Source organism: Janthinobacterium silvisoli, from assembly GCF_014200725.1.
GTDB lineage: Bacteria > Pseudomonadota > Gammaproteobacteria > Burkholderiales > Burkholderiaceae_D > Janthinobacterium.
Genome location: NZ_JACHCL010000001.1, coordinates 2,086,623 through 2,107,310 on the forward strand (window position 1 = coordinate 2,086,623; position 20,688 = coordinate 2,107,310).

The window sequence follows — 20,688 nt, forward strand, 5'->3', positions numbered from 1 at the left end:
TATGACCGGACTTGTTCATTACGAATTTAAAAACGGGCGATAAAACCAAATCCGAAGGCGCGCGGCGAATTACCCGGTGCCAGGAAGGCATCATCCTTGCCCGAGTTATTGCTATGCAGCGGAGACTGGCCCAGGTTGACGTTCTGCTGTGCCTTGTTGTTGATGCGCGTGAAGTACACATAGGGCATGAACTGTTCGTCGATCTTGTAGGTCGCGCCCAGCGACACTTGCGTGGCGCCGAAATCGTCGGGCTTGGCAAAGGTGGTGTTATCGAGCTTGCCCAGCTTGCCGGCGGCCAGCATCACGGTCACGTCGTAGCCCACTTCCTGGCTCAAGGAGGCCATCACGGAACGCTGCTTCATGCTGCCCGTGGTCAGCGAGGTGTAGATATTGCCCGGCGTGGGCAGCGACTGCACGGCATAGCCATAGCTGCCCGATTCAAAGCCCACGCCAAGCGAGGTCTTGGTAGGGAATTTATACGTTGCCAGCAGCTTGTAGAACGAAGTGTTTACGCCACTGACCGAGGTATTGCGCATGCCGAAACCCTTGGACAGGTTTTCCACATCGACACCCGTATTTTGCTGGCGGTCGTAGCCGGCGCCGATGGAAAACGCACCGATGCTGTATTTGGCGGCCAGCGAGTAGCGCGCGCGGTCGTCGCCCGTGCTGCGCTGTTCATCGAAGCCATACGATGCGCCAGCCTGGAAACCGCGCCATTCCGGCGACAGATAATGGGCCGAGTTCTTGTAGCGCGCTTCGCCACGGCCGAACAGGCTGTCGGCGTTGCCGCTCAACTGGGCCGAGGTGTTATTCCACACGTCCACGCCCTGCACCGTCAAACCCAGGTTGCCGCCCAGGGCGCCGCCCGAGCCGACCAGGCTGCGGTAGACGGAATCGTTATTACCGACGATGAAACGGCCGAAACGCTTGCTGTCGATACCGACAAAGGTATTGCGCGATTCGATGGTGGCCGACTTGCCCTGGCCATTCACGCCGCCTTCGTCGAAGTTATTCAGGCTGCCTTCGATTTGCCAGATGCCGCTCACGTCGCCGCGCAGGCCGATCGAACCGGCAAAGCCGATACGCGAATTGCCATCCGAAATACGGCCACGGCTGGCGTAAGGCGTGGCGCCGCCGACGGCTTTCACCGATTCGATCTCGCCGTTCAGGAAACCGTAGATGCGCGTTTCCACATGGCGGTTTTCCAGGATACCGTCGGCCAGCGCGCTACCGGACAGGGCCGCCAGCAGGGCGGTTGCCAGCAGCTTGCGGGTGCAGTGGTTATTCAATGGTGTCATGTGCTTCTCCTCTTCTCGCGCCTTGGTGGACGCCTATGTATAAACATCGTAAAAAACAGCTCCCCGCTGCACCGCGCGGTGCAGGACAACAGCGGGGAAAATGGGTATGGGTCTTTATCTGCTGAAGGCGGGCTGGGCCAGCGGCACGCCAGGCGACATCTTTTCGCGTATCAGCAGGCACACCACGGCAGCGGCGACCAGATCGAACACGGCCAGCAGCATGAACAGGGGGCTGTAGCCCACCACCGTCACCAGCACGCCGAACAGCAGGGTGAAGACAGTGGCGCCCAGGTAGCCGGACATGCCGGCCAGGCCGGTGGCGGTAGCCACTTCATTCTTGCCGAAGACGTCGGAAGTGATCGAATACAGCGCGCCAGACAAGGTCTGGTGGGCGAAGCCGCCCACGCACAGCAAGGCAATCGCCGCATACGGGCTGGCCACCAGGCCGATGCAGGCCGGGCCTATCATGCAGACGGCGCCGACGATGACGACCAGCTTGCGCGAGGTGAACAGCGACACTTTCCAGTACTTGTGGAACCATGGGCTCAGATAGCCGCCCAGCACGCAGCCGATGTCGGCCGCCAGGAAAGGCAGCCAGGCGAACATGGCGATTTCCTTGATGTTCATATGGCGCTCGGTGGCCATGTAGAGGGGTATCCAGGCATTGAAGGTTTGCCAGGCCGGCTCGGACAAAAAGCGCGGCACGGCGATGGCCCAGAAATTACGGCTGCGGACGATCTGGTGCCAGCTGGCCTTCTTGACCTTGTCGCTGTGGTGGCTCGCCTCCTGGCCTTCCAGGATAAAATCGCGCTCCTTGTCGGACAATAGTTTCTGGTCGCGCGGATGCTTGTAGAACAGCAGCCACAAGCCCGTCCAGACGATACCGATGGCGCCGACGATGACGAAGGACATTTGCCAGCTGCCGTGCAAAATGGTCCACACCACCAGCGGCGGTGCGCACAGGGCGCCGATCGAAGAGCCGATATTGAACCAGCCGATGGCGATCGAGCGCTCCTTGGCGGGAAACCATTCGGTGGTGGCTTTTACGCCGGCCGGAATGCCGGCCGCTTCGGTCAAGCCCAGCATGCCGCGGAACAGGGCCATGCTTTGCCAGCCCGTCGCCAGCGCCGCGCAGGCGCAGGCCACGGACCAGGCCAGGGCGAAGATGGCGAAACCGATCTTGGTGCCGATGGCATCGATCACATAGCCGGCGATGGGCTGCATCAACGCGTAGCAGACCTGCCACGCCACCACGATATAGGAATATTCCTGGGTCGTGATATTGAGTTCGCTCATCATCGTCGGTGCCGCTACCGACAAGGTATTGCGCGCCAGGTAATTGACGATGAGTCCAGCCGTCACCAGCCCGACCATCCACCAGCGCATGCCGCGTATTGTAGTCATTGTGTCTCCCTCTATCCATCCATGGCGGCGCAGCTGCGCCGTCTCTTTTTTGGGCCGTTCAGCCTTCCTGGGGAAGTGCCTTCGGCCTCGGTTTTTTATGGGTGCTGCCTGTTACTTCTGTACTGCCTTGATGTCTTATTACGCCTGCAAGGCGCCGCGCATGCCCTGCTGTTCGATGCGCTGCAATGCGGCGGCCACCGCTTGCGCCAGACCGATCACCACATTCATGTCGCGGCCCCAGACCTTGTCGTTCGCCAGCCAGCCCTGCGCCAGTTGCAGCAAGGTTTGCCGGTCACTATCGACATCAAACCAGCCCTGGCCGAACCAGGCCAGGCTGGCCGCATCATCGGACAGCACGATCACATCGCCCCGGTACAGCCGCATGGTGGCGGCCAGCGCCAGTACCAAGCGCTGCGGCAGCCGGCCATGTAAATCGACGTAGCGCAGCATTTGCGGCGCGATGCGCGCGGCAAATTTGCTCCAGCTGTTCAAGGCAATCGCCGACAAACGATGCTGGATGTAAGGGTTACGGAAGCGCAGCAGCACGTCGCGCGCGAACTGCTGTAATTCGTCTTGCGGCAGCGGCAAGGCAGGGATGATTTCCTGCGCCAGGGTGTCGGCCAGCCAGCCGCCCACCTGCTCATCGCTGACGGCCGCGCCCACCGTATCGAGGCCCGCCAGCAGGGCCACGGGCACCAGCGCCGTATGGCCACCGTTCAGGATGCCCACCTTGCGTTTCTTGTAAGGTGTGATGTCATCGACCAGCTGGATATTCAAGCCAGCACCGGCCAGTTTCAATTCATCGGCCAGCCACTGCGGGCCTTCGATGACGAACAGGTAGTAGTGTTCGGCCGCCACCAGGAACTGGTCGCGGTAGCCCAGCACTTCTTCGATCGCCTGCGCTTCACCTTCGGGATAACCTGTAACGATGCGGTCAACCAGGGTCGAACAGAATACGCAAGTGCCATCGAGCCAGTCGGCAAAGCCCGCGTCCAGCTGCCACAAGCGGGCAAAGTGCAGCACGGCTGCTTTTAAGGCAGGGCCATTGCGCTCGATCAATTCACATGGCAGCAGCACCAGACCCTTGTTGCGGTCACCCTCGAAATGCGTGTAGCGCTCGAACAGCAAGCGCGCCAGCTTGGCGGGAAAACTCGATGGAGGGGAGTCTTCGAAGGCATCGCTGTCGTTGACGGCGATGCCCGCTTCTGTCGTGTTCGAGACGATGAAACGCAGTTCGGGCAGGCTGGCCAGCGCCAGGTAATCGCCATACATGGTCGATGGATCGATTTCGCGCTGCACGCAACGGATGGTGCGGCAGGTGCTGACGGCCTGGCCGTCTTCATCGAGGCCCCGAACGATGGTGGTAAACAAGCCATCCTGCACGTCGAGTAATGGCGATCCGCTGCCGCCGCGCGGCCGCACCACCACCACGCCGCCATTCAGACCAGTGCGTTCATTGAGCAGGTCGACCTGCCAGTCAAAAAAGCCGCGCATGAAATTACCCTGCCCGAACTGGAGGAACTTGATCGGCAGGTCGAACGGCGCGCTGCGCTGCAGTACTGATACTGATGCTTGCATGGGAGTGTGAATCACAGTGAAATGTCGCGTTTCCAGAAGATGAAATCGTATTGCTGCAGGCGGTCGGCCTTGGCCTGGTACTGGCCGCCAGCGGTGGCCACCACCATGTCGAACAAGCCGTTGGCCACGTCCGGCAAGGGCGTGCCTTCAATCACGGGGCCGCAATCATAATCGATCAGGTCCGACAGCTTTTTGGCTACCCGCGTATTGCTCGATATTTTCAGCACGGGCACGATGGGGTTGCCCGTCGGCGTGCCCAGGCCCGTGGAAAACAGCACCACGTTGGCGCCCGAGGCGACGATGCCCGTCACCGACTCCACATCACCGCCCGGCGTGCACAGCAAGGACAATCCAGGCTTGGCGCTTTGTTCGCCATAATCGAGCACGGAAACGATGGGAGAAGTGCCGCCCTTCTTGGCTGCGCCGGCCGACTTCATGGCGTCGGTAATCAAGCCATCCCGGATATTGCCAGGGCTGGGATTGTCGGCGAAATGCGTGCCCACCGCTTCGGCGCGCGCTTCGAAATCGCGCATCAGGCCCAGGAAGCGGCGCTTGTCGTCGTCGTTTTCGCAGCGCTCGATCAGGTTGGCTTCAACACCGCACAGTTCAGGAAATTCCGCCAGGATGGACGAGCCGCCCACGGCCACCACCATGTCCGATACCAGGCCCATGGCCGGGTTGGCGGAGATGCCGGAAAAACCATCCGAGCCGCCGCACTTGACGCCTATCTTCAGGTGCGACAGCGGCACCGGCTTGCGCTGCACCTTGTTCGCTTCCTTCAGCTGGACCAGGGTATCGGTCAGCACGGCCTTCATCATCGCTTCTTCGCTATCCCATTTCTGCTGTTCGTAGATCAAACAAGGCTTGTCGAAATGGGGATTCTGTTTCGCCAGCGCTTCCTGGAACATGGCGATCTGCGCGTTCTGGCAACCGAGGCTGAAGACGGTGATGCCGGCCACGTTAGGATGGTCGGCATAGGCGGACAGGATTTTGCACAGCGAGCGCGCATCGGCGCGCGTGCCGCCGCAGCCGCCGTTATGCGTAATGATCCGCACGCCATCGAGGTTCGGAAATGGCCGCACCACGGGTTTAGGCGCTTCCATCTCTTCGCCCAGCAAGGACAAGGCAAATGAGGCCAGGTCATTGCGCGTGTAGCCCAGTGGCGCTTCGAGCGCATTGCGCAAATGTTCGACATTGCGGTTTTCACAGAACACCAGCGGGAAGATCAGCCAGTAATTGGCCGTGCCCACGCGGCCATCGGCGCGCACCACGCCGGGAAAGGTGGTGCCATCCAGTCGGGTCACATCGGGCGGCGTCCAGCTATACGGCGCTTGCGCTTCCAGTTCCACGTCAGCTGCGTAATGCGCGAGGTTTTCCGTGGTGACGGCTTCGCCGCGGCGTATCTGCGCCGTCGCCTTGCCAACCGGGACGCCGTACAGACGCAATATCTCACCGGCCGCAAATGCGCGGCGGGCCAGCTTGTGCTTGGTCTTCACGGGGCTGCTGACGAGAATCGATTCATCTTCCCACTGCACCACTTCGCCAGCCGCCAGGTCAGACAGGGCGACCAGCATGTCGTCGTCGGGATGAATGCACAATACTTTTTGCATGACAGTTCCTGGCGGCGGCTTAGAGTTGGAAGTATTTGCGGGCGTTGTCGTAACAGATGCCGCGCACGATGGTGGCCAGCGCCGCGAAGTCGGCCGGGTATTCGCCACCCGCGACCCAATCGCCGATCTGGCGGCACACCAGGCGGCGGAAATAGTCGTGGCGCGGATACGAAGCGAAGCTGCGCGAATCGGTCACCATGCCGACAAACACACCCAATACACTGTGATTGCCGAAGCCGACCAGCTGCTGCAGATTGCCTTCCTTGTGATCGTTGAACCACCAGGCCGGGCCGAACTGCAGCTTGCCGGCGACGGTGCCATCCTGGAAGTTGCCAACCATGGTGGACAGCACTTCATTCATGTTTGGGTTCAGGCAAAACAGCATGGTCTTCGGCAGGCGGTCGTCCAGGTCAAGGGCGTTGAGCAGGGACGCCAGGCCGGCGCTGCAATGCATGTCCGAGATCGAGTCGTAACCCGTATCCGGGCCCAGTTTGGTCCGCATGCGGTCATTGTTATTGCGCTGGGCGCCGATGTGCAGACACATGGTCCAGCCATAGTTGGCGTACACGCGGCCTATCGCCTCTAACAAACCACGCAGGTACAGGCCATTTTCCGCGTCCGTCAACAAGGTGCCTTGCAGGCGCTTGGCAAACAGCGCTTCGAGTTCTTCGGCGCTGGCCGCCTGCACGGGAAGGGTCACGTCGACGGCATGGTCCGAAATGCGCGCGCCACGGGCATGGAAGAATTCCACGCGCACGGCCAGTGCGGCGATCATCGAGGCAAACGAGGTGACGGGGACATCGGCCACCTCACCCAGGCGTTTCAGGTAGTCGGGAAAGCGCGGCTGGTTGATGCGCATCGCCTTGTCGGGACGGTAGGCCGGCAGCACGCGCGTCTTCAAGGCCGAGGCGGCGATTTCTGCATGCTGCAGCAAGTCGTCGGCAGGATCGTCGGTGGTGCAGGCGATTTCCACGCCGGCCTGTTCCAGCAGCGACCAGGTATCCATCGTTGCCAGCTTCGCATTCGCCTGCTCCCAGATCGCATCGGCGTTGTCTTCATTGATCAGCAGGTCGATGTTGAAGATGCGGCGCAGTTCCAGGTGGCTCCAGTGGTGGATCGGGTTGCCGATGGCCAGTGGCAGCACCTTGCAAAAGGCACGGAATTTTTCCTGGTCCGAGCGCTCGCCCGTGATGAATTCCTCGGCCACGCCGGCCGTGCGCATCAAGCGCCATTTGTAATGGTCGCCGGCCAGCCACAGTTCGGCGATATTGCGGAAGGTCTTGCGGCTGGCGATCTCGCCCTGCTGCAAGTGCGAGTGGTAATCGATGATGGGCAAGTCAGCCGCCACCTCGTGATACAGCTTGCGCGCCATCTCGGTGGTGAGAAGAAAATCCTGATTCATGAACTCGGTCATCGTAGCCATCTCCTTGCTGCGCGCGATGCATCGGCTCGTCATCGCGCTATGTTTTATGGTGGCACCACATTGGCGCACTCTGATATATCAGAATATTAAATCTAATATATCAGATCAAGCAAGCGCAAAAGTGTTACCAAGGCAATTTAACGGGCGGGGAAACAACAGCTGGTTTGGTAGCCGGGAGAATCCGGGCACAAGAAGGGAATAATCAGGAAAAGAACAAAAACATCAATAACATCGCGCTTGATCGGCAAAAATCGGCCATCTCGATGGAATGACAGGGGTTGCTGTCAGCGTGCCTGCAACGCCAGCCACTGCTCCAGTTTGGCCGCGTATGCCAGTGTGTAAGCAGGACTGCTCGATGGCAGGCTGATGATGCGGTAGCGCTGCGCATGTTCACCCAACACTTTAATCCCCAGTCGCGCAGCAGTGCCGCCGTTAAAGGCGATCACCTCAAGCTTCGGCAAGCTGGCCGCCAGCGTCACCAGGTCATTGTCGTCGCGTTCGCGGATATTGCTGTCGAGGCTACCGGCGCGCTGCGCCTGCGCCACCACGTCCCACAGGCCCACGCCATGGGCCAACAAAGCGTTCAGGCGCGCTGCGTAAGGCAGGACCTTCAAGTCCACGCCCAGCACTTCCCCCATCAGCAGCCAGAATTTGTTTTGTGGATGGGCATAGTATTGGCTGTGCGCCAGCGATTTTTCGCCGGGCAGGCTGCCCAGTATCAACAGCCGCGTGTCGGAATCGACGACGGGATCGAAGCAGCGCTTGCGGGTATCGGCCAATGCTGCAGTTAAGGGGTGTAAGGGGTGGTTCAAGTGAGCATCCCTGGTAGCATAAAAATGCATGCATTTTACCCGGCGTGCTGCCCGGGGCCGACACGTGTATTCCGGTGTAGAATTTCCCTCAAATAAAACGATAACAAGAGACAACTCATGCGCACCATCGATAGCCTGCTGGCACAGTATGGCGAAAGCCACCGCAATCACGTCAATGAATGGGTGCACATCGTGTGCGTGCCCTTGATCGTGTTCAGCCTGCTGGGCTTGCTATGGAGCCTGCACGCCAGCGTGGCGCTGTTGGGCAGTATTGTTGCCTTATACTACTATTACAAATTATCGCGGCCATTTGCGGCGGGTATGCTGCTGATGCTCGCCATCATGCTGGCCGTGTTGCTGATACTGCCGGGGGCAACCATCTTGCCGCTGTCACTGGCGATTTTCGTGCTGGCGTGGATAGGCCAGTTCATCGGCCACCAGATCGAAGGCAAGAAACCCTCGTTTCTCGACGATTTGCGCTTTTTGCTGATCGGACCGCTTTTTGTGCTGGGCTTCCTGTACCGGCGCTTGCATGTAGCGTATTGACGCACTGGAGCGGGCACTAAGCGATCTATAAGCGGGAAGTAGTAAAGTAGCGCCTTACCGTAACATTTTATTACCATTCAAAACTGCTTATCTTGAGCAAATATACTTATGATAGCCAGGAATGCAGATGCTGTTCAATGCCATCAGCACTCACTATTTTTGTCCAAGGGAGTCACTCATGAAAGCACCAATTATCGCCGTCGCCTTGCTTGCCACCTTGGCCGGCTGTGCCGTCCAACCGAATTCGGCCAATGTTTATAGCGCACGCCAGACCCAGAATGAGCAATCGGTGCGCATGGGTACCGTGGAATCGGTGCGCGACGTGACCATCGACAAGGGCGAAAGCGGCACCGGCGTGCTGGCTGGCGCAGCGCTGGGCGGCGTAGCCGGTTCGGCAATCGGTGGCGGCAAGGGCGCCATCGCGACCAGCATCCTCGGTGCGGTCGCTGGCGGCATGGCCGGCCAAAGCATCGAAGCGAATGCATCGAACAAGCGCGGCTTTGAAATCACCGTACGCCTGGACAATGGCGACCTGCGCGCCATCGTGCAAGATGCGGATGAACTGTTCCGTCCTGGCGAGCGCGTGCGACTGCTGTCGGATGGCCGCAAGACCCGCGTGACGCACTGATCGTCTTAGTTTAGCCGAAGGCGCCGGCGGCCATCAGCAAGGATGATGGCGCCGTGCCTTCGTGCAGCCAGATGGAAATGAGCGTCATGACGGCAACATAGGCAATCAGGGTCCACACTTTGAGTTGCAGAGAGTTAGCCACGGTATTCTCCTTGAAATATTTACTTAATGATAATTTAAATATTTTCAAAAATTCAACATTTCTTGCAGATACTGCGCTGCCTCAATAGCTGGCTAGCTGGCAATAGCGTCTGCATCAGGCAGATCAGCCCGGCAATCACGCCGACCATGGCGCATGGCATATACTTGCGCCATGCCATCTCCTTTCCTGTTTATTATTGCCTGCCTGATCTGGGGCTCTACCTTCTGGGCCATCACCTTGCAGCTGGGCGATGTCGCCCCCGCCGTGTCCGTGGTCTACCGTTTCGGCCTCGCCTCCGCTACCCTGTTTGCCTGGTGCGCCCTGCGTGGCGACAAGCTGCGCCTGCCCTGGCGCGCGCAAAAATGGATGATGCTGCAGGGCCTGGCCTCATTCGCCATCAGCTATGTGTGCACTTACACTTCTGAACAATATCTGGTGTCGGCCCTCGTCAGCGTGCTGTTCGCCCTGATGGTGTTCTGGACGCCGCTGCTGAACCGCATCGCCTTCGGCACGCGCATCACCTGGAACACTTGCTGCGCGGCGGCGGTGGCTATCTGCGGCATCGTGCTGCTGTTCTATCAATCGATCGATGCCGCGCTGAAAGATATGCTGGGCGGCGGCACCGGCCACTTCCTGCTGGGATTTTTACTGGCCCTGGTGGCAACCCTGGCCAGTACGGTGGGCAATGCCCTTGTCATGAAGGTGCGTGAGCACTCACCCAATGTGATGCTGACCATGGCCTGGACCATGCTGTGGGGCACCTCGATGGTAGCCGTGTGGGCGATTGCCACGGGCCAGTCCTGGAACTTGCCGGCACGCGCCAGTTACTGGATGGGATTAGCTTATCTGGCCATCTTCGGTTCGGTGATCGCCTTCAGCGCCTATTTCACCTTAATCGCCCGCATCGGCACGCAAAAGACTGTGTATATCGGCGTTGTCACACCCGTTATTTCCGTGCTGCTGTCGGTACAGTTCGAACACTACCGCCCCGCCCCCATCGAGTGGCTGGGCATGGTGCTGTGCCTGTCCAGCGTGGCCTGGGCCCTGACCTCGGGTGCGCGCAAGACACAGGCTATCGACTCTATTTCCAATAAAAATACTGCAAAGGCAACATGAGCATTTCTTCACCCTCTCTCACCATCCGTCCCGCACAGGCATTTGACGTGACCGCCATCTTTGGCATGATCCATGAACTGGCCGTGTTTGAAAAACTTGAACACATGATGATCGCCACGGAGCCCATGCTGCACGACAGCCTGTTCGGCGAGCATCCTGCCTGCGAAGCGCTGGTCGGCACCGAAGATGGCGTGGTGGTCACGTTCGCCCTGTTCTTCCACAACTTTTCCACTTTCCTGTGCCGCAAAGGCTTGTACCTGGAAGACCTGTACGTCAAGCAAGCCGCGCGCGGCAAGGGTTATGGCAAGCAGATGCTGGCGGCGCTGGCGCAACTGGCCGTCGAACGCGACTGCGGCCGCTTCGAATGGTCGGTGCTGGACTGGAATGAAAATGCGATCAATTTCTACAAGGGCATGGGTGCGGACGTAATGCCCGACTGGCGCATCTGCAGGGTAACGGGCGATGCCTTGATGCAATTGTCAAAAAACGCGCAATAAGGTTTTAAATTTTCCCCAAAAAAAAGCCCCACGGGCTAGCGGCACCGTGGGGTGAACCCATTGTCAAGTGGGAGGGGGAGAATGCAATCAACGACTTCAATATAAACCTTGACTGTGCAGGCGACTCCTACCTTTACATTTGCTTACTGCCCTTTACATTTACAAGAGGGGATGCTTACTAAATGTCGCAATTTCATTTCCGTGGCTCAATCAATGTCCCGTGCAAACCGATGTGTTGTTGCGCAACACCGCTACTGTCGCGTGATTTTTTATAGATTTGGTACACTGTCAGGCAAGCGATGCAGCCAGCAATCAGGGCGGAAATGACCATGCGACAATCTCCTTAAGCGGTATGAGGACCTGCGCATCACAGTGCATTGAATCGACACTGGACTCGGTACCGACGGCACTGGACTCGATACGGAGTTATCCAGAAGAGTCGGTTGATGCTTGCAGGGAAGATTCAGTGTGGCATCTTCCATACCGACGACATTGCGGGATATCAAACACGCCAATTTTCAGGCCTCCAGCTGTTTGATACCTCGCAAAATGGCGGCATTGTGCTCACACAAAATGAACGAACCGTCACGCACTGGGAGCCATTCATGAATGTTTCTGCCAAACCGCTGGTCGTCAAACTCTACCGCGCCTATTTGCGCTCCCGCCTGGAACGCTACACGCGCGACTTGCAAGCCATCGCCGAACAGCGCGAAAACGATTTCCAGGCCGAGCGCATCTTGCACCAGGCGGTCGTTTCCGTCCGTTCGAAACTGCACTCGCTGTGAGGTTGTTAGCGCTGCCGGCCCGCCACGGCCCATCGTTCGACCAGTTCGAACAAGCCTTGCGTCAGCAGGGCCAGCACTGCCGCCGGAATGGCGCCAGCCAGCAGCATGTCGTTATCGTTCAGGGCCAGGCCGATCGTGATGCGTTCGCCGTAGCCGCCAGCGCCAATAAAGGCGGCGATGGTAGCCGTGCCCACGCTCATTACGGCCGCCGTTTTCACGCCCGCCAGTATCACCGGCAAGGCTAGCGGCAAGTCCACATACAGCAGGCGGTCACGCTTGCTCAAACCCAGCGCCAGCGCCGCCATGCGCAAACCCTCGGGCACTTGCAAGATGCCGGTACAGGTATTGCGCACGATGGGCAGCAAGGCATACACGCATAAGGCCACCAGCGCCGGCACGGTGCCTATCATGCCCAGCACCGGAATTAATATCGCCAGCAAGGCCAGCGACGGCACCGTTTGTAATACCCCCACCAGCGCCAGCACGGTTTGCCGCAGCGGTGCATAAAAAGCGGCCAGCACACCCAGCGGAATGCCGATCAGGCAAGCGACGCCCACCGACAGCAAGACTAGTGTCAGGTGCTGGCGCGTCAGGGTCCATAAATCATCGCCGAGGATTTTATCGAGCAGCGTCGTGCGCTGTACCGGCTTGTTGGCCTGCCCGCCTGCTTTCTCATGCTGCATCAGCCACTGCTGCGCCACATCGGCAAAGCGCCTGCCATCGATTTCCACCGCCGCATTCATGGCGATCATGTCGCTTTCGCTGATACGTCCCTGCAGTGTTTGCAGCGCTTTCCAGGCGGTGGGAAAACGCGGTGGCAAATCGAGCCGGTACAGCAGCATGGCGTCGTAGCGGGGAAAATACTGCTGCGTGTCGGCCAGCACGCGCAAGCCGTACTGGCGTATCTTCGCGTCCGTCGAATAGATATCGATCACATCCACCTGGCGCTGGGCCAGCGCTTCATAGGCGATGCCGTGATCGAGTCCGCGCGGGCGCTGCGGCAAGCCATAACGCGCCGCCAGGCCCGGCCAGCCATCGACCCTGCCGATGAATTCATGCGACAGGCCGAATTTCAGCGCCGGTTGCGCGGCCAGCTGATCGAGGCGGCTGATATCGGCATCGCTGCGCATGGCCAGCGCATAAGTGTTATTAAACCCCAGTGGCACGGCCACGCCCAGGCCCAGCGGCGCCAGCTCGCGCTGCATCTGATCGAGGGTAATCGGTTTGTCGTGCTTGAGGATTTCGCTGGCGATGGTGCCCATGTACTCGGCATACACATCGATGCTGCCCGCCTGCAGCGCGGCGAGCACGATGGCCGTGTTACCCAGTCCCTGGCGATGCTCTGTCCTGACGTGCGGCGCGGCGCTCTGCCTGACAATTTCACCGAGGATGTAGGATTCCGTGAAACGCTTGGAGCCCACCTTCAGGGTGCCTCCATCCATGGCGTGCGCAGGCAACGCGGCGTTAAAAAAAAGGACGAGGGGCAGCAAAAAAATAAAACTCAAACGCACGCGGCGCTCCGGGACGTATCATCAATCCGGCAAGCTTACCACCGCTGTGCGCCAGACACCGCCCTGTACCACGCCCGCACAGGGATTCAATCCCAGCGCATACGACAGGTCGGCTGGACGCGCGATGCGCCACAGGGCGAAGTCGGCCCGCTTGCCGACGACCAGGCTGCCCCTGTCATGCTGCAAACCCAGCGCGCGCGCCGCGTGGCAGGTAGTACCGGCCAGCGCTTCCTGAGGCGTCAAGCGCCACAAGGTGCACGCCATATTCATCGCCAGCAGCAAAGAGGTCATCGGCGAAGTGCCCGGATTGCAATCGGTGGACACGGCCATCGGCACGCCAGCCGCGCGCAGTGCCACCACAGGCGGTTGCTGCGTCTCACGCAAAAAATAATAGGCGCCCGGCAGCAGCACGGCCACCGTGCCGTGTGCCGCCATGGCTGCGATGCCGTCATCGGACAAAAACTCCAGGTGATCGGCCGACAAGCCATCGTAGCGCGCCACCAGCGCCGCACCGCCCAGGTCGGACAACTGCTCCGCATGCAGTTTCACAGGCAGCTTCAAGGCGCACGCCGCTTCGAACACCTGCTGCGTCTGTGCAGGCGTAAAACCGATGCGTTCGCAAAACGCGTCGACGGCGTCGACCAATCCCTGCGCGGCCAGCGCAGGCAGCATTTGCGTGCACAGCATGCTGATATAGTCATCGGCACGGCCCGCGTAGTCGGGCGGCAGCGCATGCGCGCCCAAAAACGTGGTGCGCACCGAAACCGGCAGCACGTCCTGCAGCTTGCGCGCCACGCGCAGCATCTTTGCTTCCGATTCCAGCTCCAGGCCGTAGCCCGACTTGATCTCGATGGTCGTGAGTCCTTCGGCCAGCAGCGCCAGCACGCGCGGCAGGCTTTGCGCCAGCAGTTCTTCATCGCTGGCCGCCCGCGTGGCGCGCATGGTGGACATGATGCCGCCACCGGCGCGGCTGATCTCTTCATAGCTGGCGCCATTGAGCCTCGCCTCAAATTCATCGCTGCGGCTACCCGCATGGACGATGTGCGTATGGCAGTCGATCAAACCGGGTGTGAGCCAGCAGCCCTGGCCATCGATCAGCGCTGCGGCGCTGGCCGGCAGTTCGTCGCCGGGACCGAACCAGGCGATGCGGCCATCCTTGACGGCGATGGCTGCATCAAGCAGCTCGCCGTAGCCCTGCTCCATCGTCGCCAGGTGGACGTTGTGAATCACCAGATCCCAGTCTTGCATCGCTTCCTCCTTCCTAGATAAACAGATCGACGCGGAAGATGGCGACGTCCTGTGACGCTTCCAGCTGCCACTGGGGTGCGTCACCGGCGTCCAGCAGCAAGGCATCGTAGCGTGACAGGGCGAACTGCTGGTCACCACTGCGCGCCTGCACCGTGCCTTCGCCCGCCACAAACAGCAGGGTAGTATTGCTGCGCCTGATCAACCGGCCAGGCGCAGCGATTTTTTCCAGCTGGTGGCGGCAACGGCTGCGCCGCGTCATCACATTGAAATCGGTGGTGGCGGCCGTCACCACCGCGCTGACGTCCGCCTCGCCGGGAAACCACAGCATGGGCTGGGCCGCAGTAAGCACCACTTTGCGCGTACCGTCGATTGTCAACGAGACGGATGCGCCATCGACCAGCATCAGACTGCGGTCGATGCCGGGAAAACTGGAAAACGGTCCGCTAGCCGTGATCGTCGCCAGGCTGATGCGCCAGTCGAAATCCTCAAATCCCGCCCCCTTTGGTGAGACGGCGATTTCCGTCGTGCTGCCGCCGCCATTTTTCCACGCTGCGGCGCGCAGGCTGGCGTGGGGTATCAGGATCGCCATCAGAGCGCCCTCAATTTTGCCAAGGTGCGTTTATAGGCGACGGCGATGGCGTCCTGCGCCACATGGCGCCCAGCGCGCACCTGCCACTGGCCGCCACACAGCACATCGCGCACGAGATTGTCGTTACCGCAGAATAGAAAACTGCCCAGCACATCGGCCAGCGCCACGCCAGCCAGATTGACGTGGGTGTCGTCGAGCACCAGCAGATCGGCGCGTTTGCCTGGCGCCAGCGCGCCCAGCTTGCGGCCCGCAGCCTGCGCGCCGCCCTGTAACGCTGTTTGCCACAGGTAGTCCCCTACCTGCCTTTGCTTCGGTGTAGCAGCGATATTGCGCTGCTGCCGCAACAAGCGCTGGCCATATTCCAGCCAGCGCAATTCCTCAACGGGCGACTGCGACACGTGGCTGTCGCTGCCGACGCCGAAGCGCCCACCGGCAGCGAGAAACTCGGCCAGTGGGAACAGGCCGTCGCCCAGGTTGGCTTCCGTGGTCGGGCACAGCCCCGCCACAGCGCCGCTGGCCGCCAGCTGCACCACTTCGTCGGCCTGCAAATGCGTGGCGTGCACCAGGCACCAGCGGCCATCGACATCGAGTTGATCATACAGATACTGCACCGGGCGCCGGCCGCTGAAGTCCAGGCATTGCCGCACTTCCCCTTGCTGCTCGGCGATGTGGATATGCACGGGGCGCTCAGGCGGCAACGCCGCCAGCACTTCCCTGATCTGGCCCACCGAAGCGGCGCGCAGGGAATGGGGCGCGAAACCCACTTCTGTCTGCCCATCGCGCAGCGGCGCCAAGGCCTCGACGATGGACAAGACATCATCGGCATTCGTGCGAAAACGCGCTTGCTCGGGTTTTAATGGCTGTTCGCCAAAACCGGCATGGCTGTACAGCACGGGCAGCATGGTGATGCCGATGCCGCTCAAGCGCGCCGCCTGTATTACCCGTTCCGCTGTCTCGGCCGGGCGTGCATACAGCGCACCCTGTTCGTCGCGCTGCAGATAGTGAAATTCGCACACGGCCGTGTAGCCATGGCGCAGGCATTCGGCAAACAGCTGGGCGGCGATAGTTTGGATCTGCTCCGGCGTGATGTGGCGCGCGAAACGGTACATCAAGTCGCGCCAGGTCCAGAAACTATCTTCCTGTTCTCCGGCCCTTTCCGTCATGCCTCCCAGCGCCCGCTGGAACGCATGCGAATGCAGGTTGACCATGCCAGGCAAGACGTATTCCGCCACTTCCACACCAGCAGGCGGCGCCGCGTTTTCCACCACCGTAATCAAGTCGCCAGCCACATCCCAGGCCAGCAGCACGTCGCGGCACCAGCCATGCGGCAGTAGCGCATGGCGGGCAAACAAAGTGTTCATACTACTCACCGTTGCACCCACGTCACAGCCGCTTCCATCATCTGGCGCAGCAGCGGCTGCACCTTTGCCGCCACGGCGGGACGGTAGCCAAACGGCGACGCTTCATCCATGTACAGGCACTGGCACATCTCCAGCTGGATCGCATGCACGCGGTTTTGCGGCTGGCCGTAATGGCGCGTGATATGGCCGCCCTTGAAGCGGCCATTCAGGGCCAGCGTGAAATCCTGCTGTCCATTAGCCACCTCCATCACGGCGGACGTCAATCCCGCATCGCAGCTGGCGCCATCGGCCGTACCAAAGTTCAGGTCGGGCAGCTTGCCGTCAAAAAAGCGCGGCACGTGGGAAGCGATGGAATGGGCGTCCCACAGCACCACGGCGCCATGCACGCGCAGCAAGCGGTCCAGCTCTGCACGCAGTTGCCGGTGGTACGGCGCCCAGTAGCGCTGCACCCGGCGCTGCACGTCGGCCGCATCGGGCTCCTGGCCCGCCAGGTACAGCGGTTCTCGATGAAAGGTATCGTGCGGCAGCAAGCCTGTCGTATCCTGGCCCGGATACAGATTCGTGTCTTCCTGCGGACGATTCAAGTCGATGGTGTAGCGCGACCAACGCGCCGACAGCACGGACGCATCCATCTCGGACAAAAAGCCGTACAGCTCGCGCAGATGCCAGTCCGTGTCCGCCTTCTGCAAGGCCTGCGGCGTCAAACGTGCGGCGATATCGTCGGGTATATCGGTGCCCACATGGGGCATCGACACCAGCAGCGCAATGCTGCCTTCATTGAAGCGAAAATCCATGTTGTCTCCTTGCGCCCGGCTCGCGCTGTCTTGTCGGCCGGGCTGCTGGTGTTCATGATTCAGGCGTACAGCGGGGCGAACAGGTTTTTACAAGTGAGGCTCAACTCGCCCCGCAAGACCATCTGCTTGGCCGCTTCGATGTCCGGCGCAAAGAAGCGGTCGGCGTCGAAGAACGGTACTTGCTGGCGCAGCTGGTGGTGCACATGCTCCAGGTGCGGCGAAGTTTTCAGCGGACGGTGGAAATCGATACCCTGCGCGGCGGCCAGCAATTCAATGCCGACGATGACAGCCGTATTGTGCGCCATGTCGTCCAGGCGGCGTCCGGCAAACGTGGCCATGCTGACGTGGTCTTCCTGGTTGGCGGAAGTGGGCAGGCTGTCGACGCTGGCCGGATGCGCCAGCGACTTGTTTTCCGACGCCAGCGCGGCAGCCGTCACATGGGCGATCATGAAGCCAGAATTGACACCGGGATCGCGCACCAGGAAAGGCGGCAAACCGGACAGGGTGGCGTCGATCAGCAGCGCGATGCGGCGTTCAGCCAATGCGCCTATCTCGGCGATCGCCAGCGCCAGCGTATCGGCTGCGAAGGCGACAGGCTCGGCGTGGAAATTACCGCCCGAGACGATCTCGGCCCGGCCGCCAGGGCCATCCTGGAAGATCAGCGGATTGTCGGTGACGGCGTTCGCTTCGATCAGCAGGGTACGGCCCGCATTGCTGATCAAGTCCAGGCAGGCGCCCATGACTTGCGGCTGGCAGCGCAGGCTGTACGGGTCTTGCACGCGCTCGTCGCCTTCCAGGTGCGAGGCACGGATCGCGCTGTGCGCCACCAGCTGGCGGTACATCTGCGCCGCCAGGATTTGCCCCGGCTGGCCGCGCACAGCGTGCACGCGCGCGTCGAACGGCGCATCGCTACCCTTGGCCGCGTCGAGCGACAAGGCGCCCGTGACCATGGCCGCTTCCAGCAGGCGTTCAGCCATGAACAAGCCATGCAAGGCCAGCGCGTTCGACACCTGCGTGCCATTGATCAGCGCCAGCCCTTCTTTCGCCGCCAGCACCACCGGCGCGATGCCGGCCTGCGCCAGCGCCTCGGGCGCCGACATCAATTCGCCGTTGACGCGCACATCGCCCACGCCCAGGATCGCCAGGGTCATATGCGACAGTGGCGCCAGGTCGCCCGAAGCGCCTACCGACCCCTTGGCAGGGATGGCTGGCATGATGCCCGCGTTGTACAAGGCGATCAGGGTATCGATAATCAGCGGGCGAACGCCGGAAAAACCGCGCGCCAGGCTGCCGATTTTCATCAGCATGATCAGGCGCACCACCGAGTCCGACAGCAATTCACCGGTACCGACAGAATGCGACAAGATCAGGTTGCGCTGCAACTGCTCCAGCTTTTCATCGGGGATACGCGTCTTGGCCAGCAAGCCAAAACCCGTGTTGATGCCGTAAGCTGCATCGCCCTTGGCGACGATGGCTTGCACGGCCGCGGCCGACGCTTCGATGACAGGATAAGCTTCGGCAGCGAGGGTCAATTTGCCAGGCGCAGCCCATACGGCGCGCAGATCGGCCAGGGTCATTGCGCCCGGTTTCAGGGTCCAACTGTTGGAATGCTGTGTCATATTCGTTTTCACTTCACTTCACCATAGGAAGAATCAGGCCATTGCGCTTGGCGCAGGCGGCGGCGGTTTCATAACCGGCATCGGCATGGCGCATCACGCCCGAGCCGCTGTCGTTGACCAGCACGCGCGCCAGGCGCTTTGCTGCAGCTTCCGTGCCATCGGCCACGATCACCATGCCGGCATGCTGCGAATAACCCATGCCCACCCCGCCGCCGTGGTGCAGCGAAACCCAGGTGGCGCCGCCGGCCGTGTTCAGCATGGCGTTCAGCAGCGGCCAGTCGGAGACGGCGTCGGTGCCATCCTTCATGCTTTCCGTTTCGCGGTTCGGACTGGCGACGGAACCCGTATCGAGGTGGTCGCGGCCAATCACGATCGGTGCTTTCAGTTCGCCCGTGCGCACCATCTCGTTGAAGGCCAGGCCGGCGAGATGGCGCTCACCCAGCCCCAGCCAGCAGATGCGCGCCGGCAGGCCCTGGAAGGCGATGCGTTCGCGCGCCATGTCCAGCCAGTGATGCACCTGGAGGTGGTGCGGGAACAGTTCCTTGATCTTGGCGTCGGTTTTATAGATATCTTCCGGGTCGCCCGACAAGGCCACCCAGCGGAATGGTCCCCGTCCTTCGCAAAACTGCGGGCGAATATACGCGGGCACGAAGCCGGGGAAATCGAAGGCGTTCTGCACGCCCTGGTCGAACGCCACCTGGCGGATGTTGTTGCCGTAATCGACGGTGTGCACGCCCATGGCGTGGAAGTCCAGCATGGCTTGCACATGGGCGGCGCAGGAATCGGCGGCGGCCACCGTCAGCCGCGCATGGCGCTGCGAATCCTGCTGCGCCGCCTTCCAGTCCGATACGCTCCAGCCACGCGGCAGATAACCATTGACCAGGTCATGCGCAGAAGTCTGGTCCGTCACCAGATCAGGCACCAGGCCGCCCGCCTTTGCGCGGCGCACCAGTTCCGGCAGCACTTCGGCCGCATTGCCCAGTAAACCAATCGAAATGGCTTCCTTGCGTTCGGTGTGGTATTTAACCAGTTCAAGCGCTTCATCGAGGTTGCGTGCCTGCTTATCCAGATAGCGGGTGCGCAGACGGAAATCGATGCTGCTTTGCTGGCATTCGATATTGAGCGAGACGGCGCCCGCCATGGTGGCGGCCAGCGGCTGCGCGCCGCCCATGCCGCCCAGGCCCGCCGTCAATATCCAGCGCCCGGCCCAGTCGCCGCCAAAATGCTGGCGGCCCGCTTCGGCAAAGGTTTCATACGTGCCCTGCACGATGCCCTGCGTGCCGATATAAATCCAGCTGCCGGCCGTCATCTGGCCATACATGAACAGGCCCTGGCGATCGAGTTCGTTGAAGTGTTCCCAGTTGGCCCATTTCGGCACCAGGTTGGAATTGGCGATCAGCACGCGCGGCGCGTCTGCGTGGGTCTGGAATACGCCCACCGGTTTGCCGGACTGGATCAAGAGCGTTTGATCGTCTTCCAGTTCGCGCAGCGAGGCCAGGATCTGGTCGAAACAGGCCCAGTTGCGGGCGGCGCGGCCGATGCCGCCGTAGACGACCAGGTGTTGCGGGTTTTCCGCCACTTCCGGGTCCAGGTTATTTTGCAACATGCGGTAGGCCGCCTCGGCCTGCCAGCTCTTGCAGGCCATCACCGTGCCGCGCGGCGCGCGGATGGTACGGCTGGCATCAAAGCGTGGATCGGTGTCCATTGTGCTGTTCATGCTGTCTCCT

The 20,688-nt window shown here is 61.0% G+C and carries 19 protein-coding genes; 5 read left to right on the forward strand and 14 right to left on the reverse strand.

From position 1 onward, the window contains the following. Positions 1 to 26: 26 nt before the first annotated feature. From HDE75_RS09365 to HDE75_RS09390, 6 genes are all read right to left on the reverse strand, one after another. Positions 27 to 1,298, reverse strand: coding sequence for a porin (locus tag HDE75_RS09365; protein WP_183674609.1), 1,272 nt, complete (start codon positions 1,296 to 1,298; stop codon positions 27 to 29). A gap of 114 nt (positions 1,299 to 1,412) precedes the next feature. Next, a complete protein-coding gene (locus tag HDE75_RS09370) occupies positions 1,413 to 2,702 on the reverse strand; it encodes an MFS transporter (RefSeq protein WP_183674606.1) in 1,290 nt (429 codons plus the stop codon). 138 nt (positions 2,703 to 2,840) lie between these two features. Further along, positions 2,841 to 4,280 (reverse strand): tagaturonate reductase, encoded by a 1,440-nt coding sequence (locus HDE75_RS09375; protein WP_183674604.1) that lies wholly within the window; start codon positions 4,278 to 4,280, stop codon positions 2,841 to 2,843. Between the two features lie 11 nt (positions 4,281 to 4,291). Then, positions 4,292 to 5,890 carry a UxaA family hydrolase gene (locus HDE75_RS09380; protein ID WP_183674601.1) on the reverse strand — a complete coding sequence of 533 codons (1,599 nt, stop codon included), beginning with the start codon at positions 5,888 to 5,890 and terminating at the stop codon, positions 4,292 to 4,294. A gap of 19 nt (positions 5,891 to 5,909) precedes the next feature. Continuing rightward, positions 5,910 to 7,313, reverse strand: coding sequence for a glucuronate isomerase (gene uxaC / locus HDE75_RS09385; RefSeq protein ID WP_221291780.1), 1,404 nt, complete (start codon positions 7,311 to 7,313; stop codon positions 5,910 to 5,912). 284 nt (positions 7,314 to 7,597) lie between these two features. Next, a complete protein-coding gene (locus HDE75_RS09390) occupies positions 7,598 to 8,125 on the reverse strand; it encodes a DNA-deoxyinosine glycosylase (RefSeq protein ID WP_260173850.1) in 528 nt (175 codons plus the stop codon). 117 nt (positions 8,126 to 8,242) lie between these two features. Here HDE75_RS09390 and HDE75_RS09395 point away from each other — a divergent pair, with 117 nt between their 5' ends. Both HDE75_RS09395 and HDE75_RS09400 read left to right on the forward strand, forming a co-directional pair. Then, complete coding sequence (locus tag HDE75_RS09395) at positions 8,243 to 8,671, forward strand: Mpo1 family 2-hydroxy fatty acid dioxygenase (protein ID WP_183674595.1); 429 nt, start codon at positions 8,243 to 8,245, stop codon at positions 8,669 to 8,671. A 178-nt stretch (positions 8,672 to 8,849) separates the two neighbouring features. After that, entirely contained in the window at positions 8,850 to 9,299 is a 450-nt protein-coding gene (locus HDE75_RS09400; RefSeq protein WP_183674592.1) for an outer membrane lipoprotein, read from the forward strand. A 10-nt stretch (positions 9,300 to 9,309) separates the two neighbouring features. Here HDE75_RS09400 and HDE75_RS26725 read toward each other — a convergent pair whose 3' ends face one another. Beyond that, positions 9,310 to 9,441, reverse strand: a complete 132-nt coding sequence (locus HDE75_RS26725) for a hypothetical protein (protein ID WP_260173851.1) — start codon at positions 9,439 to 9,441, stop codon at positions 9,310 to 9,312. A 171-nt stretch (positions 9,442 to 9,612) separates the two neighbouring features. Here HDE75_RS26725 and HDE75_RS09405 point away from each other — a divergent pair, with 171 nt between their 5' ends. The 3 genes from HDE75_RS09405 (at position 9,613) to HDE75_RS09415 (ending at position 11,839) form a co-directional block, all read left to right on the forward strand. Beyond that, a complete protein-coding gene (locus HDE75_RS09405) occupies positions 9,613 to 10,557 on the forward strand; it encodes a DMT family transporter (RefSeq protein WP_183674589.1) in 945 nt (314 codons plus the stop codon). Further along, positions 10,554 to 11,054 (forward strand): GNAT family N-acetyltransferase, encoded by a 501-nt coding sequence (locus tag HDE75_RS09410; RefSeq protein WP_183674586.1) that lies wholly within the window; start codon positions 10,554 to 10,556, stop codon positions 11,052 to 11,054. The genes HDE75_RS09405 and HDE75_RS09410 overlap by 4 nt, the downstream gene beginning before the upstream one ends. A 605-nt stretch (positions 11,055 to 11,659) precedes the next feature. After that, on the forward strand, positions 11,660 to 11,839 hold the full coding sequence (locus tag HDE75_RS09415; RefSeq protein WP_183674584.1) for a hypothetical protein: 180 nt from the start codon (positions 11,660 to 11,662) through the stop codon (positions 11,837 to 11,839). 5 nt (positions 11,840 to 11,844) lie between these two features. On the opposite strand, the gene HDE75_RS09420 is transcribed toward HDE75_RS09415, so the two are convergent. The 7 genes from HDE75_RS09420 to hutU form a co-directional block, all read right to left on the reverse strand. After that, positions 11,845 to 13,281 carry a glycine betaine ABC transporter substrate-binding protein gene (locus tag HDE75_RS09420; RefSeq protein ID WP_183674581.1) on the reverse strand — a complete coding sequence of 479 codons (1,437 nt, stop codon included), beginning with the start codon at positions 13,279 to 13,281 and terminating at the stop codon, positions 11,845 to 11,847. Positions 13,282 to 13,371: 90 nt separating this feature from the next. Beyond that, a complete protein-coding gene (gene hutI, locus HDE75_RS09425; RefSeq protein WP_183674578.1) occupies positions 13,372 to 14,598 on the reverse strand; it encodes an imidazolonepropionase in 1,227 nt (408 codons plus the stop codon). 13 nt (positions 14,599 to 14,611) lie between these two features. Then, complete coding sequence (locus HDE75_RS09430) at positions 14,612 to 15,187, reverse strand: HutD/Ves family protein (protein WP_183674574.1); 576 nt, start codon at positions 15,185 to 15,187, stop codon at positions 14,612 to 14,614. Then, entirely contained in the window at positions 15,187 to 16,548 is a 1,362-nt protein-coding gene (locus tag HDE75_RS09435) for a formimidoylglutamate deiminase (RefSeq protein ID WP_183674571.1), read from the reverse strand. Before HDE75_RS09435 ends, HDE75_RS09430 begins: the two co-directional genes overlap by 1 nt. 5 nt (positions 16,549 to 16,553) lie before the next feature. Further along, positions 16,554 to 17,342: an N-formylglutamate deformylase gene (gene hutG / locus HDE75_RS09440; protein ID WP_183674568.1), complete on the reverse strand. Its 789-nt coding sequence runs from the start codon at positions 17,340 to 17,342 to the stop codon at positions 16,554 to 16,556. 59 nt (positions 17,343 to 17,401) lie between these two features. Beyond that, positions 17,402 to 18,961 carry a histidine ammonia-lyase gene (gene hutH, locus HDE75_RS09445; protein WP_183674565.1) on the reverse strand — a complete coding sequence of 520 codons (1,560 nt, stop codon included), beginning with the start codon at positions 18,959 to 18,961 and terminating at the stop codon, positions 17,402 to 17,404. A 13-nt stretch (positions 18,962 to 18,974) separates the two neighbouring features. Further along, positions 18,975 to 20,678 (reverse strand): urocanate hydratase, encoded by a 1,704-nt coding sequence (hutU, locus tag HDE75_RS09450; RefSeq protein WP_183674562.1) that lies wholly within the window; start codon positions 20,676 to 20,678, stop codon positions 18,975 to 18,977. Positions 20,679 to 20,688 lie beyond the last annotated feature (10 nt).